This window comes from Celeribacter sp. HF31, assembly GCF_011806455.1.
Taxonomy (GTDB): domain Bacteria; phylum Pseudomonadota; class Alphaproteobacteria; order Rhodobacterales; family Rhodobacteraceae; genus Celeribacter.
In genome coordinates this window covers 39,548-53,131 of record NZ_JAATOT010000002.1, presented here as the reverse complement: position 1 = coordinate 53,131, position 13,584 = coordinate 39,548, and the positions used below count along the sequence as shown (strand labels likewise).

At 59.7% G+C, this 13,584-nt stretch carries 15 protein-coding genes; 7 read left to right on the top strand and 8 right to left on the bottom strand.

The features are described 5' to 3' along the window. The first annotated feature begins 68 nt into the window (after positions 1-68). A complete protein-coding gene (locus tag HCZ23_RS03640) occupies positions 69-710 on the top strand; it encodes a helix-turn-helix domain-containing protein (protein ID WP_167600359.1) in 642 nt (213 codons plus the stop codon). Here the strand turns inward: HCZ23_RS03640 and HCZ23_RS18200 are convergent. From HCZ23_RS18200 to HCZ23_RS03630, 3 genes are read right to left on the bottom strand one after another with little or no spacing between them, the layout of a single operon-like run. Continuing rightward, positions 703-837, bottom strand: a complete 135-nt coding sequence (locus HCZ23_RS18200) for a hypothetical protein (RefSeq protein ID WP_303048523.1) — start codon at positions 835-837, stop codon at positions 703-705. The genes HCZ23_RS03640 and HCZ23_RS18200 overlap by 8 nt on opposite strands. Beyond that, positions 837-965 carry an ECN family pore-forming entericidin gene (locus tag HCZ23_RS18195; protein WP_167600358.1) on the bottom strand — a complete coding sequence of 43 codons (129 nt, stop codon included), beginning with the start codon at positions 963-965 and terminating at the stop codon, positions 837-839. Before HCZ23_RS18195 ends, HCZ23_RS18200 begins: the two co-directional genes overlap by 1 nt. A 47-nt stretch (positions 966-1,012) precedes the next feature. After that, the gene (locus HCZ23_RS03630; RefSeq protein ID WP_167600357.1) at positions 1,013-2,845 is read right to left on the bottom strand and encodes an extracellular solute-binding protein; all 1,833 of its coding nucleotides are present in this window, start codon (positions 2,843-2,845) and stop codon (positions 1,013-1,015) included. A 389-nt stretch (positions 2,846-3,234) separates the two neighbouring features. On the opposite strand from HCZ23_RS03630, the gene HCZ23_RS03625 reads away from it, so the two are divergent. Then, the gene (locus HCZ23_RS03625; protein ID WP_167600356.1) at positions 3,235-4,008 is read left to right on the top strand and encodes a 3-hydroxybutyrate dehydrogenase; all 774 of its coding nucleotides are present in this window, start codon (positions 3,235-3,237) and stop codon (positions 4,006-4,008) included. Next, complete coding sequence (locus HCZ23_RS03620; RefSeq protein WP_167600355.1) at positions 4,008-5,063, top strand: patatin-like phospholipase family protein; 1,056 nt, start codon at positions 4,008-4,010, stop codon at positions 5,061-5,063. The genes HCZ23_RS03625 and HCZ23_RS03620 overlap by 1 nt, the downstream gene beginning before the upstream one ends. A 6-nt stretch (positions 5,064-5,069) precedes the next feature. Here HCZ23_RS03620 and HCZ23_RS03615 read toward each other — a convergent pair whose 3' ends face one another. The 3 genes from HCZ23_RS03615 to HCZ23_RS03605 form a co-directional block, all read right to left on the bottom strand. After that, entirely contained in the window at positions 5,070-5,822 is a 753-nt protein-coding gene (locus tag HCZ23_RS03615; RefSeq protein ID WP_167600354.1) for a DUF502 domain-containing protein, read from the bottom strand. Positions 5,823-5,942: 120 nt separating this feature from the next. Next, positions 5,943-6,854, bottom strand: coding sequence for a pseudouridine-5'-phosphate glycosidase (locus HCZ23_RS03610; RefSeq protein ID WP_175580870.1), 912 nt, complete (start codon positions 6,852-6,854; stop codon positions 5,943-5,945). Then, entirely contained in the window at positions 6,851-7,747 is an 897-nt protein-coding gene (locus tag HCZ23_RS03605) for a PfkB family carbohydrate kinase (RefSeq protein ID WP_167600353.1), read from the bottom strand. The genes HCZ23_RS03610 and HCZ23_RS03605 overlap by 4 nt, the downstream gene beginning before the upstream one ends. A 264-nt stretch (positions 7,748-8,011) precedes the next feature. Here HCZ23_RS03605 and rpsB point away from each other — a divergent pair, with 264 nt between their 5' ends. Then, entirely contained in the window at positions 8,012-8,785 is a 774-nt protein-coding gene (gene rpsB / locus HCZ23_RS03600) for a 30S ribosomal protein S2 (RefSeq protein ID WP_167600352.1), read from the top strand. A 109-nt stretch (positions 8,786-8,894) separates the two neighbouring features. Further along, entirely contained in the window at positions 8,895-9,770 is an 876-nt protein-coding gene (gene tsf, locus HCZ23_RS03595) for a translation elongation factor Ts (protein WP_167600351.1), read from the top strand. Positions 9,771-10,128: 358 nt separating this feature from the next. On the opposite strand, the gene HCZ23_RS03590 is transcribed toward tsf, so the two are convergent. Beyond that, positions 10,129-10,878 (bottom strand): LuxR family transcriptional regulator, encoded by a 750-nt coding sequence (locus HCZ23_RS03590; protein WP_167600350.1) that lies wholly within the window; start codon positions 10,876-10,878, stop codon positions 10,129-10,131. A 119-nt stretch (positions 10,879-10,997) separates the two neighbouring features. Further along, entirely contained in the window at positions 10,998-11,498 is a 501-nt protein-coding gene (locus HCZ23_RS03585) for an Lrp/AsnC family transcriptional regulator (RefSeq protein ID WP_254869915.1), read from the bottom strand. 71 nt (positions 11,499-11,569) lie between these two features. Between HCZ23_RS03585 and rocF the strand changes: the two genes are divergently transcribed. Both rocF and HCZ23_RS03575 read left to right on the top strand, forming a co-directional pair. Next, positions 11,570-12,511, top strand: coding sequence for an arginase (gene rocF / locus HCZ23_RS03580; RefSeq protein ID WP_167600349.1), 942 nt, complete (start codon positions 11,570-11,572; stop codon positions 12,509-12,511). Next, positions 12,508-13,560 carry an ornithine cyclodeaminase gene (locus HCZ23_RS03575; RefSeq protein ID WP_167600348.1) on the top strand — a complete coding sequence of 351 codons (1,053 nt, stop codon included), beginning with the start codon at positions 12,508-12,510 and terminating at the stop codon, positions 13,558-13,560. Before rocF ends, HCZ23_RS03575 begins: the two co-directional genes overlap by 4 nt. Positions 13,561-13,584: the final 24 nt, after the last annotated feature.

The window sequence follows — 13,584 nt, the reverse complement described above, 5'->3', positions numbered from 1 at the left end:
CGGTAACAGCATCCGGGGGTTTTCTTTTGGCCTTTTCCTTTCTCTCTTTGGCGCGCTAAAAGACCGCCATGCAAGACGATCAACCCCACGACCCGACCCCGAGCCTCATCCGTTTGGCCCGCGAAGGTGTCGAAGGCCTGCCCGAAGAGGCGCGGCCTTTGGATTTGGGATTGCGGGTGCGCGATCTGCGCAAAGCGCGCGGCTGGACCCTTGAGCAGGCGGCGACGCAGGCGGGGCTCGCGCGTTCGACGCTGTCGAAGATCGAAAACGGTCAGATGTCACCCACTTACGATGCGCTCAAAAAGCTTGCCGTGGGATTGGAAATTTCCGTGCCTCAGCTGTTCACCCCGCCGCAAAAGGCGCAAATTTCGGGCCGGATGGCGGTGACGAAATCGGGCGAGGGTGCCGCCCATCCGACGGCGACCTATGAGCACGAAATGCTGGCGGGCGCTTTGACCAAGAAATCCATGCTGCCCTATCGCGCCACCATTCGGGCGCGCAGCTTCGAGGAATTCGACGGCTGGGTGCGCCACGACGGCGAGGAATTCCTCTATGTGCTCACGGGCGTCATCAAGCTGATCACCGAGTTCTATGAGCCGGTCGAGATGCGCCGCGGCGACAGCGCCTATTACGACGCCACGATGGGGCACAATGTGATTTCGGTCAGCCCGGAAGATGCGACGATCCTCTGGGTGACGTCGCTCAGCTGATCACGCGTGCAGTTGTGTTGACCGTGGTTTTGACCGTCGCTTTCGTGGCCTTGGCGCCGACGCGGGCGACCGCACAGCCGGAGAGGCTGGCGATCACCAAGGCCGTCACCGTCCAGCGTAAGAGCACTAGAACCAGCCCTGAACCGTGCGGGACGCGCCTGTGATGTCTTCGCCGACACCTGCGACGGTGCCGCAGGCGGTCAGCGTTGAGGTGAGTGTGAGGGTGAGGAGGAGGGCGACTGCTGCTTTTTTCATGTTCATTCTTCCCATTATCTCAAAGGGTCATTGTTCCCACGTTGAGGTCATTCTTCCCAGTACCAGGTCATTTCCCGCCACATGATCCAATCGCCGTACAAAGGCAAGGGCTCAGGGTAATGCAGCTCTTTCACATGTGCGTCAAAGCTTTCGTTCCAGGCGTAAAGCGGGATGGCGTAGCGTCCTGCCGTCAGCACGCGATCAAGCGCGCGGGTGGCGGCGAGGCTGTCTTCGCGATCGGTGGCGTCGAGCATTTTGGCGATCATCGCATCCACCACCGGGTCCTTGACGCCCGCGATGTTGCGCGAGCCGGGCTGATCGGCGGCGGTCTCACCGAAATAGGCATATTGCTCGTTGCCGGGGCTGAGCGAAATGCCGTAGCGCACCGGTGTCATGCCGAAATCGAAATTGCCCATCCGCTGGATATATTGCGGTTTATCCACGACTTCGATCTTCGGCTGGATGCCCAATTGGTTGAGCATCTGCGTGTAGGTGTCGATGATGGATTGGTTTTCATTGTCGCCGACCATCAGCAGAATCTCGAAGGTAAAAAGCTGGCCGTCGGCGTTTTTCATCTGGCCGTTCTGGATGGTCCAACCCGCCTCTTCCATCAGCCCAAGCGCGCGGCGCATCGCGCCCCGGTCGATCTCACGGCCGGAGGTTTCTGGCAGGGTGTAGCCCTCCATCACGCCGGGGAGCAGTTGGTCCTGATAGGGCTCCAACAGCTCTTTGACGCGACCTTCGGCCGGGCCCGGACGCATGCCCAGCGGCGAGTTGGAGAAGTAAGAGGTGATGCGGGTCTGTTGGTTTTCGGTCTGGGCCTCGTTGATATAGTTGAAATTGAACGCCTCGATCATCGCCTGACGCACGCGCCAATCGGCAAATTGCGGCAGGCGGGTGTTCATCGCGAAACCGGTCATGCCGGTGGGACGCTGATGCGGAATTTCGGATTTGATCACGTCGCCACGTTCGACCGCAGGAAAGTCGTATTGGTCCTGCCAGCTTTGCACATTGAATTCGCGGTGTGCGTTCAACTCTCCGGCTTTGAAGGCCTCGATCACCAGAGAGGGATCGGCGAAGAACTCAAACCGGATGGTGTCGAAATTCGCCTGCCCCTGCATCACGGGCAGGTCTTTGCCCCAATAGTCGGGATTGCGGGTCATCTCGATGAACATGCCGGGATTGGCGTCGGTGATCTGATAGGGCGCAGAGGTCACCGGGATCTGGTCCATGCCGGATTTGGTGAACTCCTTGTCGTCCCAATAGGCTTTTTTCAGGATCGGACGCGTGGCCACCAAAAGCGCCAATTCGCGGTTCTCGACATTGAAGGTGAATTTGACGCTGTTGTCGCCGGTCTGCTCCATGCTGTCGATCTGGCTCCAGAGCAAGCCGTAGCGGTCGTGACCAACGGTGCCCAGCGTCTCAAAAGACCACATCACATCTTCGACCGTCACTGGCGTGCCGTCGGAAAAATTTGCCTCGGGCCGGAGCGTAAACTCGACCCAGGTGCGATCCTCATCCGTCTCGACCGTCTCACAGAGCAGACAATAGAGCGAGAAGGGTTCGGAATAGGCCTGAATCATCAGGCTTTCAGCCATCATGTAGCGCAGCTGCCACGGCACATTGCCTTTGTCGATAAAGGGATTGAGGCTATCAAATGTGCCACCTTCGCCGGTGACGATCTTGCCCCCCTTGGGCGCATCTGGGCGGACATAGGGCAGGGCGGTGAAATCGGCGGGCAATTCCGGCGCGCCATACATGGCCAACCCATGCGAGGGGTCGGCAAATGCTGCGGTGCTCAGGAGCGGGATCAGGGCCAAAGCGGCTGTGCCGGTCTTGACCCGATCAAGATAAGCCCGATGAAGATAAGGATATGCCATGGGTGCCTCCGCCCGTCTTGTTGTTATGCCCCAAACTATGCCGCCTCGAATGTGTTTTCAAACTTTTAGCTTGGAGTGCGGCGTGGAACCGCGTATAAAGAAGTCACTGCTCGATAGGTTTCTTGCCTGTATGAAACCTGCCTCAATAACTCAGCGCCCGCCTTGTGCGGGCGTTTTTTTTGGTTCGAGATCAGGCGTTTTTCCAAGCAGGCTTGGCCGAAATCGCCTTTTGTTCAGGCAGATGAAAATACCCTTCGCCACCGCCTGTGCGCGCTTTTGTCGCCGAATTCACCGATTCTCACGTCGATATCACGCGGACGTGGCGATTCTCCCCTTTGCTTTGCAGCCGCAGCACCTACAGTTAAAGGCAAAGAGAATTGGAGACAGATATGACCATTCAAGGAAAAACCGCCATCATCACCGGATCGAACTCTGGAATCGGGCTGGGCGTGGCGCGTGAATTGGCGAAAGTGGGCGCGAATGTTGTGCTCAATTCCTTCACCGATCGCGACGAAGACCACGCGCTGGCCGAGGAGATCGGCCGCGAATTCGGCGTCACCGCGCGCTATATCAAAGCGGATATGTCGAAGGGCGACGAGTGCCGGGCGCTCATTGAGAAGGCGGGCAGCTGCGATATTCTCGTCAACAATGCGGGCATCCAACACGTCGCGGCGATCGACGAATTTCCGCGCGCCAAATGGGATGCGATCATCGCGATCAACCTCAGCTCCGCGTTTCACACCACCGCGGCCGCCTTGCCCGTGATGCGCGCGGCCGGTTGGGGTCGGGTGATCAATATCGCCTCCGCCCATGGCCTGACCGCGTCGCCCTATAAATCGGCCTATGTCGCGGCCAAACACGGCGTGGTGGGGCTGACCAAGGTCACGGCACTGGAGACCGCCGAAGAACCGATCACCTGCAATGCGATCTGTCCGGGCTATGTTTTGACCCCGCTGGTGGAGGCGCAAATCCCGGATACGATGGAGAAATACGGCATGGACCGCGAAACGGTGATCCGTGAGGTTCTGTTGGATCGCCAGCCGTCGAAACAATTCGCCACGGTCGAAGAACTGGGCGGCACCTGTGTGTTTCTCGCGTCTTCGGCGGCCAATCAGATCACCGGCACGACGATCTCCGTCGATGGTGGCTGGACCGCGCTCTGATGGCGAAGAAACCGTCCAAACCCGTCAAAAAGATCAACCTGGCCCTTCAGGGCGGAGGCGCGCATGGCGCCTTCACCTGGGGCGTGTTGGACCGGATGCTGGAATATGACGAAGTGGAGATCGCCGCGATTTCAGGCACTTCGGCTGGGGCTTTGAACGGGGCCGCATTGAAATCCGGTCTCGTGCAAGGCGGGCGTGCGGGGGCGAAAGCGGCGCTCGATGGCGTCTGGGCGCAGATGGGGGCGGTGTCGGACATGCGGCTTAACGCCTGGATGTCGCAATTCGGTCCCACGACCGAGCTGTTCACCAAGATGATGCAATACACCGTGCCCTTTGCATTCCTCGATTCCATCGCCACGGTGACCAGCCCCTATGTCTACGGCGCCTTCTATCAGAACCCTTTGAACGATGTGGTCGAGGAGCTGAATTGCAGCGTCTTGGGCGCCGAAGACGGCCCGGCGCTGTTCATCTCCACCACCAATGTGCGCACCGGCAAAATCCGGGTGTTTTCCGGCCATGAGGTGAACACGGATGTGATCCTCGCGTCCGCCTGTCTGCCGGAATTGTTCCAAGCGGTGCAGATCACCGATCCGGTGACGGGCGTGACGGATCCTTACTGGGACGGTGGCTATACCGGCAATCCCGCGCTGTTTCCGCTGTTTGAACCGGAGTTTCCGGCGGATGTGGTGATCGTCAATATCAACCCTCTGGAGCGTCCCGGTACGCCGAAAACGCCCGAGGAGATTCAGAACCGGATCAACGAAATTTCGTTTAATTCATCCCTGTTGCGCGAGCTGCGTGCGGTGCAATTCGTGCGCGAATTGATCGCCGCCGAACGCCTGCCACAGGGCACGATGAAGGATGTGCTGGTGCATATGATCGCCGATGACACGCTGATGCAGGAGCTCTCGGCGCGCACCAAACTGGTGCCCTCGCCTTTGATCCTGTCGCGGCTGAAAGCGGCGGGCAGGGCAGCCTGTGACACATTTTTAGCGGAGCATTTCGACGATCTGGGGGAACGTGCCAGTGTCGATTTGCATGAGATGTTCGCCTGAGGTGACTTACGCGGGCGTATCCGGGATTTTCTCAGCCGGCGGTTGCGTCGGGTCTTTCGGGTTCGGATAGACCAGCCCGGCAGAGATCACCAGTTTCGCGGCATCCTCGACCGTCATGTCGAGCAGGATCACATCGCTCTCCGGGAAGAACAGCAAAAAGCCCGAGGTCGGGTTCGGCGTGGTCGGCACAAAGACCGAGAGATATTTCTCGTCCTCTGGCGTGCGCCGCGCGACCTCGCCCTTCGCATTCGTCGACACAAAGCCGATGGCCCAAATCCCGCGACGGGGATATTCGATGAGACAGGCCTTGTCGAAAGAGGTGCCGGACTGCGAAAACACGGTTTCCGCGATTTGTTTGACGCCATTGTAGATCGACCTCACCACGGGCGTGCGATCCACGAGGTTCTCGGCCCAGCGAATGAGCGAGCGCCCCACAAGGCCCTTGGCGATCCAGCCGACCACCACGGTGAAAATCAGGAAAATCACCACACCCGCACCGCGCAGGTTGATGTGAATCTGCTCGCCCGGATCAGTATAGCCCAGGAAGCGGTTGATCAGCGCATCCGGGTGGTAGCCCGAGGGCACAAAGGTCAAAACCCATCCATCGACCCAGCCGATCACGGTCCAGATCACATAGGCGGTCAGCCCGATGGGGGCGACCACCACAAGCCCCGTCAGAAACGCCGCACGCAAATGCGCAAAAAGCCCCGGCTTGCGCGGTTGGGGCGGGTGGGTTTCGTCTTCGAAAGGGTTGTTCATTCTAGGGGACTGACCATGAAAGAGGCGCGATTGAGAGGGAACTTAGGGGGGCATGTGTAAAGACACAATAAGCCGCCGGTCGATTTTCCGCTCTCAATCGCGATTTGCATGTCTCTTCGGTTATTTGGCGGTCAATTCGCAGGCGATTTGAGCCGCCAGCCGCGCGTTGTTGCGCACCAATGCGATATTGGCGACGAGGGATTTGCCTTCGGTCAACTCGAACATGCGCTGCAACAGGAAAGGCGTGACCTCTTTCGCGGCGATGCCCTTATCTTCGGCCTCTTTCAGCGCGGTCTCGACATAGGGCATGATCACTTCGCGCGGAATCTCATCCGCTTCGGGGATCGGGTTGGCGACCAGTTGACCGCCCTTGAGGCCCATCGCCGCGCGCATTTCCATGGCGCGCGCGATCTCACTCGCGCTGTCCATCCGCAAAGGCGCGGGCAGGCCAGAGGCGCGCGACCAGAACGCCGGGATTTCGTCCTGACCATAGGCGATCACCGGCACGCCATGGGTTTCCAGCACTTCGAGCGTCTTCGGAATGTCGAGAATGGCTTTCGGCCCGGCGGCCACCACGGTCACGGCCGTTTCGCCCAGTTCCAGAAGATCGGCGGAGATGTCAAAAGTCTCTTCCGCGCCGCGATGCACGCCGCCGATGCCGCCGGTGGCAAAGACTTTGATGCCGGCAATCTCAGCCGCAATCATGGTGGCGGCCACCGTGGTCGCACCTGTCGCTCCGCGCGCGATACAGACTGGCAAATCCGCACGAGAGACTTTCATCACGCCGGTCGCCTGACCAAGCGCTTTGAGCTGCGTCTCGGTCAGCCCGATATGGAGCACACCGTCGAGCACCGCGATGGTCGCGGGTACGGCACCTGCGGCACGAATGTCCTCTTCGACCATCTGGGCGGTTTCGACGTTTTGCGGATAGGGCATGCCATGGGTGATGATCGTCGACTCGAGCGCCACGACAGGACGGCCCGCCTCCAGCGCGTCGACGACTTCGGGGGCATACATCATCGGAAGGGTCATAGGGGGGTATCTCCGGAAACATAGTGAGCGGCCGCTTCAAGCGCCGCCGTCAAAGCGTCGGCGGCATCTGCGCCACGCATTTCGGCGGCAATATGCGCCGCCATGAAAGTGTCGCCCGCGCCGGTCACGCGCGCGACCAGAACTTCGGGCGGGGTTTGGGTCAGGACTTCTCCATCGCAGGCAATCGAGGCGCCTTTGCCACCGTTGGTGACCAAGACCCGATGCGCACCACGGTCTTCGACGAGAACCTTCGCGGCCTCCGCCGAGGTCTCGAATTGGGTCTGGGCCAAGAGGCCAGCTTCTTCGAGGTTGACATAAAGCGTTGCGCGCGGGTGATCCAACAGCGGCAACAACCGCTCGGCCTTACCCGGCGAGGCGGGGGCCACACGCAGGTCGGCTTTGGCAAACAAGGGCGACTGCGCAATCTCTCGCAACAATTGTGTCGTCAGATTACCATCAAGCGCCACCGGGCCCTCGTAAGGCGCATTCACCGTGCCCAGACGCCCGTCGGCCAAAGGCCGCAGGATTTTATCGCCCGCGCGCTCCAGCGAATGCGCATCCGCAATGGCGGCGATCAAGCCGTTCGCACCCTCGACGGCCATATAGCTGTCGGTTGGCAAATCCTCTGAGAGGTAAACGTGATCCGTACCGATGCCGCGCACTTTAGCCGCCTCGATCAATTCCGCGCCCGCCGGATCGCGCCCGATGGCGGTCAAGAGATCGGGCACCATGCCGAACCGCGCCAAAGCCATGGCAATATTCATCGCCACACCGCCCGGCACCCGCACGATGCGGCCCGGCACGTCAGAGCCCACGCGCATCGAACGATCCGTGCGCCCGATCACGTCCCAAAGCACCGAGCCGATGCAAAGAATGTCATGTGATTTGTCCATAAGACTATTGCGCCTGTTTTTGACCAAATGGCAAGAGATGGTGTGCTGGACAGATGGAGCCTTGCGTCTCCTTTGCTGTAAAAATACTCAAAGCAACGGCGCAGGAGAGGGCGGGGGTTGCCAAGCCCCGAAATCCTCTCTATATGCGCGATCACTTCACAGGCGGAGGCGGGTCCTCGGGGGAGACATCCTCGAACGATCCACCGGTTGGGGCATATGCCCTGAGACCCTCCGCTCAGGCGTTAAACCGGAAAGGAAACACGAATGGCGCTTCCCGATTTCTCCATTCGTCAGCTCTTGGAAGCTGGCGTCCACTATGGCCACCAAACTCAGCGTTGGAACCCGCGTATGCAGGAGTTCATCTACGGTGAGCGCAACGGCATCCACATTTTCGACCTGACCCAGACCGTCCCGATGCTGGACCAGGCTCTGCAGGTCGTGCGCGACGTGGCTGCCAAAGGCGGCCGTATTCTCTTCGTCGGCACCAAACGTCAGGCCGCTGGCGCCATCGCCGAATCCGCTGAGAAATGTGCACAGTACTATATGAACCACCGTTGGCTCGGCGGCACGCTGACCAACTGGAAAACCGTGTCCCAGTCGATCCAGCGTCTGAACGCCATTGATGAGACCCTCGCCTCCGGCGCAGAAGGCCTCACCAAGAAAGAGCGTCTGAACATGGAACGCGACCAGCAGAAGCTTCAGGCGTCCTTGGGCGGCATCCGTGAAATGGGCGGCGTGCCGGATCTTCTCTTCGTCATCGACGTGAAAAAAGAAGACCTCGCCATCTTGGAGGCCAAAAAACTGGGCATCCCGGTTGTGGCTGTTGTGGACTCCAACTGCTCCCCCGAGGGCGTGGACTACATCATCCCGGGCAACGACGACGCGTCCCGCGCGATCTCGCTCTACACCGATCTCGTCGCCCGTGCGGCGCTTGACGGCATGACCGCTCAAATGGGCGCAGCCGGCGTGGACATCGGTGCCTTCGAAGAAGCGATCGCTGAAGAAGCCGTCGCAGAAGAAGCATCCGCTGAGGCCTGATTTTTTCGACCGCAAGGGACCAAGTCCCGCGCGGTCGTTACAAAATTGATACGGGGGCAGGGTATCCCGCCCCCGATACTTGTATCCTAGACATTCGAGGAGAGCCGACATGGCAATCACTGCTGCTCAGGTGAAAGAACTGCGCGAATCCACTGGCGCGGGCATGATGGACGCGAAAAAAGCGCTGGTCGAAACCGATGGCGACATGGAAGCCGCCGTTGACTGGCTGCGCACCAAAGGTCTGGCGAAAGCCGCCAAGAAATCCGGCCGTACCGCCGCAGAAGGCCTCGTGGCCGTTGCTGTGAACGGTGGTGTGGGTGTCGCTGTCGAAGTGAACTCCGAAACCGACTTCGTTGCGAAAAACGCCGAATTCCAGACCATGGTGAAAGACATCGCCGCCGCCGCTCTGGGCGTGTCCGACGTCGAAGCGCTGAAATCCGCGGACGTGAACGGCAAGCCGGTCTCTGAGCTGATCACCGACAAGATCGCCACCATCGGCGAGAACATGTCCGTGCGTCGCATGGCGAAAATCGAAGCGGACACCGTTGTGACCTATGTCCACAACGCAGCCGCTGACGGTCTCGGCAAAATCGGCGTGCTCGTCGGTCTCAAAGGCGACAACGAAGCTTTCGGCAAGCAGGTTGCGATGCACATCGCGGCGGCCAACCCGCAGGGTCTGAATGAAGCCTCTCTCGACCCGGCTGTGGTTGAGAAAGAAAAGCAAATCCAAATGGATATCGCCCGCGAGTCCGGCAAACCGGAAAACATCATCGAGAACATGATCAAAGGCCGGATGGCGAAATTCATCGCCGAATCCACCCTTCTGGGTCAGGCTTTCGTGGTGAACCCCGATCTGACCGTCGAGAAAGCCGCAGCAGAAGCAGGTGTCGAGATCACCGGTTTCGTGCGTCTCGAAGTTGGCGAAGGCATCGAGAAAGAGACCGAAGATTTCGCTGCCGAAGTCGCGAAAGCGATGCAGGGCTGATCTTTATCGGGTCTGAAGAGATTGAGAGGGCTGCCTTAGGGCGGCCCTTTTGCTTTGAAAGGGGCACTCGACAAATGCGCGCCCCGAAGGGCATGGTGTTGAAGGTTTCGGTGAAAGAAAATTAAGGACCGCGAAGTCGACTATAAACCCGCGGCCCTTATGAAGTAACGGTGAGCCGAATGACCCTGGCGATCCCGCCACCCCCGTCCCAAAGGCCAAGCCTCAGAAAGCCGGAACATTTTCAATGTCTCGTTCTATTCATATTTGTGCAACTACGCACTTCCTTACCTTTAACTAAAAATTAACGAATGTCAGTTTAGCTGACGCGAAGTCATCGCGGTGTCACGCCGGAAAAAGGTCAGAATGTGAAAATCTGATTGTGCATGGCCGCTTTCAAAACGGCCTGGGCGGTGGTCTCGACGCCAAGAGATTCGCGCGCGAGCCGCAGGTGCTTTTCCACAGTGGCCTTGTTCAGCCCCATGATCTGCGCCGTGTCGGCCACGGTTTTGCCGTCACCGATCCATTCCAAAACCTCGCGCTGGCGCTTGGTCAGAATGCGTTTCGGAAGCGGCAGGCTGATGAGTTTCAAATGCGCAACGCCGCAAATGACCTCAAGCTCACTGCCGTGACGCGCCCAAATCTCATCGGCTTCTTCCTGTGTGCCCACATGAGGCTCAAGAGACATGCCAATCGCGCCCTTGGCCCGTTTCAGAGAGTGCGGAAAGGCGATGGTATAGCCGCTGGTCACGCCGGAGGCCTGATTGAAGGCCACGACTTCGCGTTCCTCTTCGGTGAGGTTGTCGAGATTGTCGCGGATCCAGCTCCACGGGCAGGCGCCGGTATTCTCGACGGACCAGCGCACCATGGGACCATGGCGATAGCGGCCCTCAAGGAAATAGCCCTGCATGTAATCCGCCCCGAAATTGGTCAGGAACAGGTGATCCTTGTCATCGCCAAAGCCCGACGAGGTGTGAAAGCGTGTGAAGCCGTAGAGGACATGGTGAAAGCCGATCTCCATCAGCCGCGAGAGCAAGCAATCCCATACCTCCGCAACCGTTGTGGCGGAGAGGATTGTGTGGACTTGATCTTTAAGGTGTGTGTCCCCCATAGGATGAACGTAAAAAGAACGTACCCGCAACGCAAGATGTCCCGTGGGTCAACCGGACCGCGCGTTTTCGCATAGCTGGGGCATAGCTTGCTGTTTTTGAGAGGGCGCGGGGCGAGAGGTCATCCGACGACATGGGCCAAAAGCAGACAACTTTCCGAGGTCGTCACCCCCGGAACTTCGCGGATTTCCCGTAAAATTCGATCAAATTGCACCAGGCTGTCGGTGCGGATGTCGGCCACGAGATCCCAGGCGCCATTGGTGGCATAGACCGTTCTGACCCCCGGAATACGGTTCAGCGCGCGGATCACCTGCCGCGACATTTTTCCCTGGAGCGCGACCAGCGAGATGGCGCGCACCTCGCCCTCGACATCCACATCGGTCTCGATGGTGAAGCGTCTGATTCTCCCATCTGCCACCAGCGCATCGAGCCGCGCCCGGGCGGTGTTGCGCGACAGACCTGTGTGCTGTGCGAGCTCGGTGATCGACATGCGGGCATTGTCGCGCAGGGCGGCAAGAATGGCGTGGTCGCTCTGGTTTAAATCGGTGGTGGTCATGTGTTTCTTGTCGCTTTGATCAATCAGATTACCATGATGCACAAATTTAAGATCGAAATGCGCCATTTAAAAGCATGAAAGCCACTGGAAGCCCGTGCATACTCAAGGCAACGCAGATTTTTCAGGGACTCATCCACATGCGCAAATCCTGCCACATCCTCGGGGCCGCGATTGAGACCGGCGCGTCTCAACGCGGCTGTCTCATGGGGCCCGCGAGCCTGCGCACGGCGGGGCTCATGGACGTGCTGACCAGCCTCGGGTGGCAGGTCTCCGATCTGGGCGATGTCCAGATCGCGCCACAGGCCGAGATGCCCCATGCCAATCCGGCGGTACACAACCTGGCGGAAACCTGCGCCTGGATCGAGGCGCTGGAGCCCATGGCCTATGAGGCGGCCCGGACCAGCGATTTGCCGATCTTCATGGGCGGCGATCATTCGATGTCTGCGGGCACCGTGCCCGGTGTTGCGCGCGTCGCCGCCGAAGAGGGCCGCCCGCTCTTTGTCCTCTGGCTCGACGCCCACCCGGATTTGCACACGCTGTCGACCACGGAAAGCGGCAATCTGCATGGCACACCGGTGGCGTATTTCACCGGACAGTTTTCTGAGCAGGGGGCGTGCGACGCCTATCCCGCACTCGTGCAGGCGGTCGATCCGGCGCACGTTTGTTTTATGGGCATTCGCTCCGTCGATCCGGCGGAACATGCGCGGATCAAGGATCTGAACATGGAGGTCCATGACATGCGCGCGCTCGATGAAACCGGCGTTCTGGCGCCGCTTCGGGCGTTTTTGGAGCGGGTCAAGGCCGCCAACGGACGTCTGCACGTCAGCTTCGATGTCGATTTCCTCGATCCCGGCATCGCACCCGCCGTGGGCACCACCGTGCCGGGTGGGGCCACGTTTCGCGAGGCGCATCTGATCATGGAAACGCTCTGTGACAGCGGGCTGGTTGGCTCGCTCGACCTTGTGGAACTCAATCCCTTTCTCGATGAACGCGGCCGCACGGCGAAGCTCTTGTGCGACCTGACGGCCAGCCTCTTTGGCCGGCGTGTGCTCGACCGTATGACCCGGAGTTTCGGATGATGGACCTTTCGCCCTCGAAACTGGCTTTCGTGCCCTTCGTCTCCGTTCACAACATGATGCGGCTGGTGAATTCCATGGGAGCGGAGGCCTTCATGACCGAGTTGGCGGGCTATATTGAGGTGGATTTCAAACGCTGGCCGGAGTTCGACAAGACCCCGCGCGTCGCCTCGCATTCCCATGAGGGGGTGATTGAGCTGATGCCCACGGCGGATGCGGAGCTCTACGGCTTCAAATACGTCAACGGCCATCCGAAGAATATGAAAGAGGGGTTTCAGACCGTCACCGCCTTTGGCGTTTTGTCGTCCGTGTCTAATGGCTATCCGGTGTTGTTGACGGAAATGACGGTGTTGACCGCGCTGCGCACTGCGGCAACCTCGGCGCTCGTTGGCACATATCTCGCGCCGAAAGGGGCGGAGGTCATGGCGATGATCGGCAATGGCGCGCAATGCGAGTTTCAGGCGCTGGCATTCCGGGCGCTTTGCGGTGTGAACCGGCTTCGGCTCTACGACATCGACGCGGCGGCAACCGCCAAGGCCCAGCGCAACCTCACGGCGCAAGGCTTTGACATCACGTCATGTTCTTCGGCGCAAGAGGCCGTCGAAGGTGCGCAGATCGTCACCACCTGCACCGCCGACAAGCAATATGCCACGATCCTGACCGACAACATGATTGGCCGCGGCCAGCACATCAACGCCATCGGCGGCGATTGTCCGGGCAAGACGGAGCTGCACAAAGACATCCTTCTGCGCTCTGACATTTTCGTCGAATACCCGGAGCAAACCCGGATCGAGGGCGAGATACAGCAACTCGACGAAGATCACCCGGTGACCGAGCTTTGGCAAGTGATGCGCGGTGAGGCCGAGGGGCGGCGGGACGCGGCGCAGATCACGCTGTTCGACAGTGTGGGATTTGCGATTGAGGATTTCTCCGCGCTGCGTTTTGTGCATGACAAGGTGGCTGGGACCGACTTCTGCGAGCCGCTCGATATGCTGGCCGACCCGGACGATCCGCGCGATCTCTTTGGCATGGTGGAGCGGGCAAAGGGCTAAGCCTTGCCCGTCTCCAAACGACCG

Excerpts from the sequence above, each read along its gene's own strand:
- HCZ23_RS03590 (WP_167600350.1), bottom strand. The coding sequence starts at position 10,878 with ATGGGGGACACACACCTTAAAGATCAAGTCCACACAATCCTCTCCGCC.
- HCZ23_RS03625 (WP_167600356.1), top strand. The coding sequence starts at position 3,235 with ATGACCATTCAAGGAAAAACCGCCATCATCACCGGATCGAACTCTGGA.
- HCZ23_RS18195 (WP_167600358.1), bottom strand. The coding sequence starts at position 965 with ATGAAAAAAGCAGCAGTCGCCCTCCTCCTCACCCTCACACTCACCTCA.
- tsf (WP_167600351.1), top strand. The coding sequence starts at position 8,895 with ATGGCAATCACTGCTGCTCAGGTGAAAGAACTGCGCGAATCCACTGGC.
- HCZ23_RS03640 (WP_167600359.1), top strand. The coding sequence starts at position 69 with ATGCAAGACGATCAACCCCACGACCCGACCCCGAGCCTCATCCGTTTG.
- HCZ23_RS03575 (WP_167600348.1), top strand. The coding sequence starts at position 12,508 with ATGATGGACCTTTCGCCCTCGAAACTGGCTTTCGTGCCCTTCGTCTCC.
- rocF (WP_167600349.1), top strand. The coding sequence starts at position 11,570 with ATGCGCAAATCCTGCCACATCCTCGGGGCCGCGATTGAGACCGGCGCG.
- HCZ23_RS03615 (WP_167600354.1), bottom strand. The coding sequence starts at position 5,822 with ATGAACAACCCTTTCGAAGACGAAACCCACCCGCCCCAACCGCGCAAG.
- HCZ23_RS03620 (WP_167600355.1), top strand. The coding sequence starts at position 4,008 with ATGGCGAAGAAACCGTCCAAACCCGTCAAAAAGATCAACCTGGCCCTT.
- rpsB (WP_167600352.1), top strand. The coding sequence starts at position 8,012 with ATGGCGCTTCCCGATTTCTCCATTCGTCAGCTCTTGGAAGCTGGCGTC.
- HCZ23_RS03630 (WP_167600357.1), bottom strand. The coding sequence starts at position 2,845 with ATGGCATATCCTTATCTTCATCGGGCTTATCTTGATCGGGTCAAGACC.
- HCZ23_RS03610 (WP_175580870.1), bottom strand. The coding sequence starts at position 6,854 with ATGACCCTTCCGATGATGTATGCCCCCGAAGTCGTCGACGCGCTGGAG.
- HCZ23_RS03605 (WP_167600353.1), bottom strand. The coding sequence starts at position 7,747 with ATGGACAAATCACATGACATTCTTTGCATCGGCTCGGTGCTTTGGGAC.
- HCZ23_RS03585 (WP_254869915.1), bottom strand. The coding sequence starts at position 11,498 with ATGGCGCATTTCGATCTTAAATTTGTGCATCATGGTAATCTGATTGAT.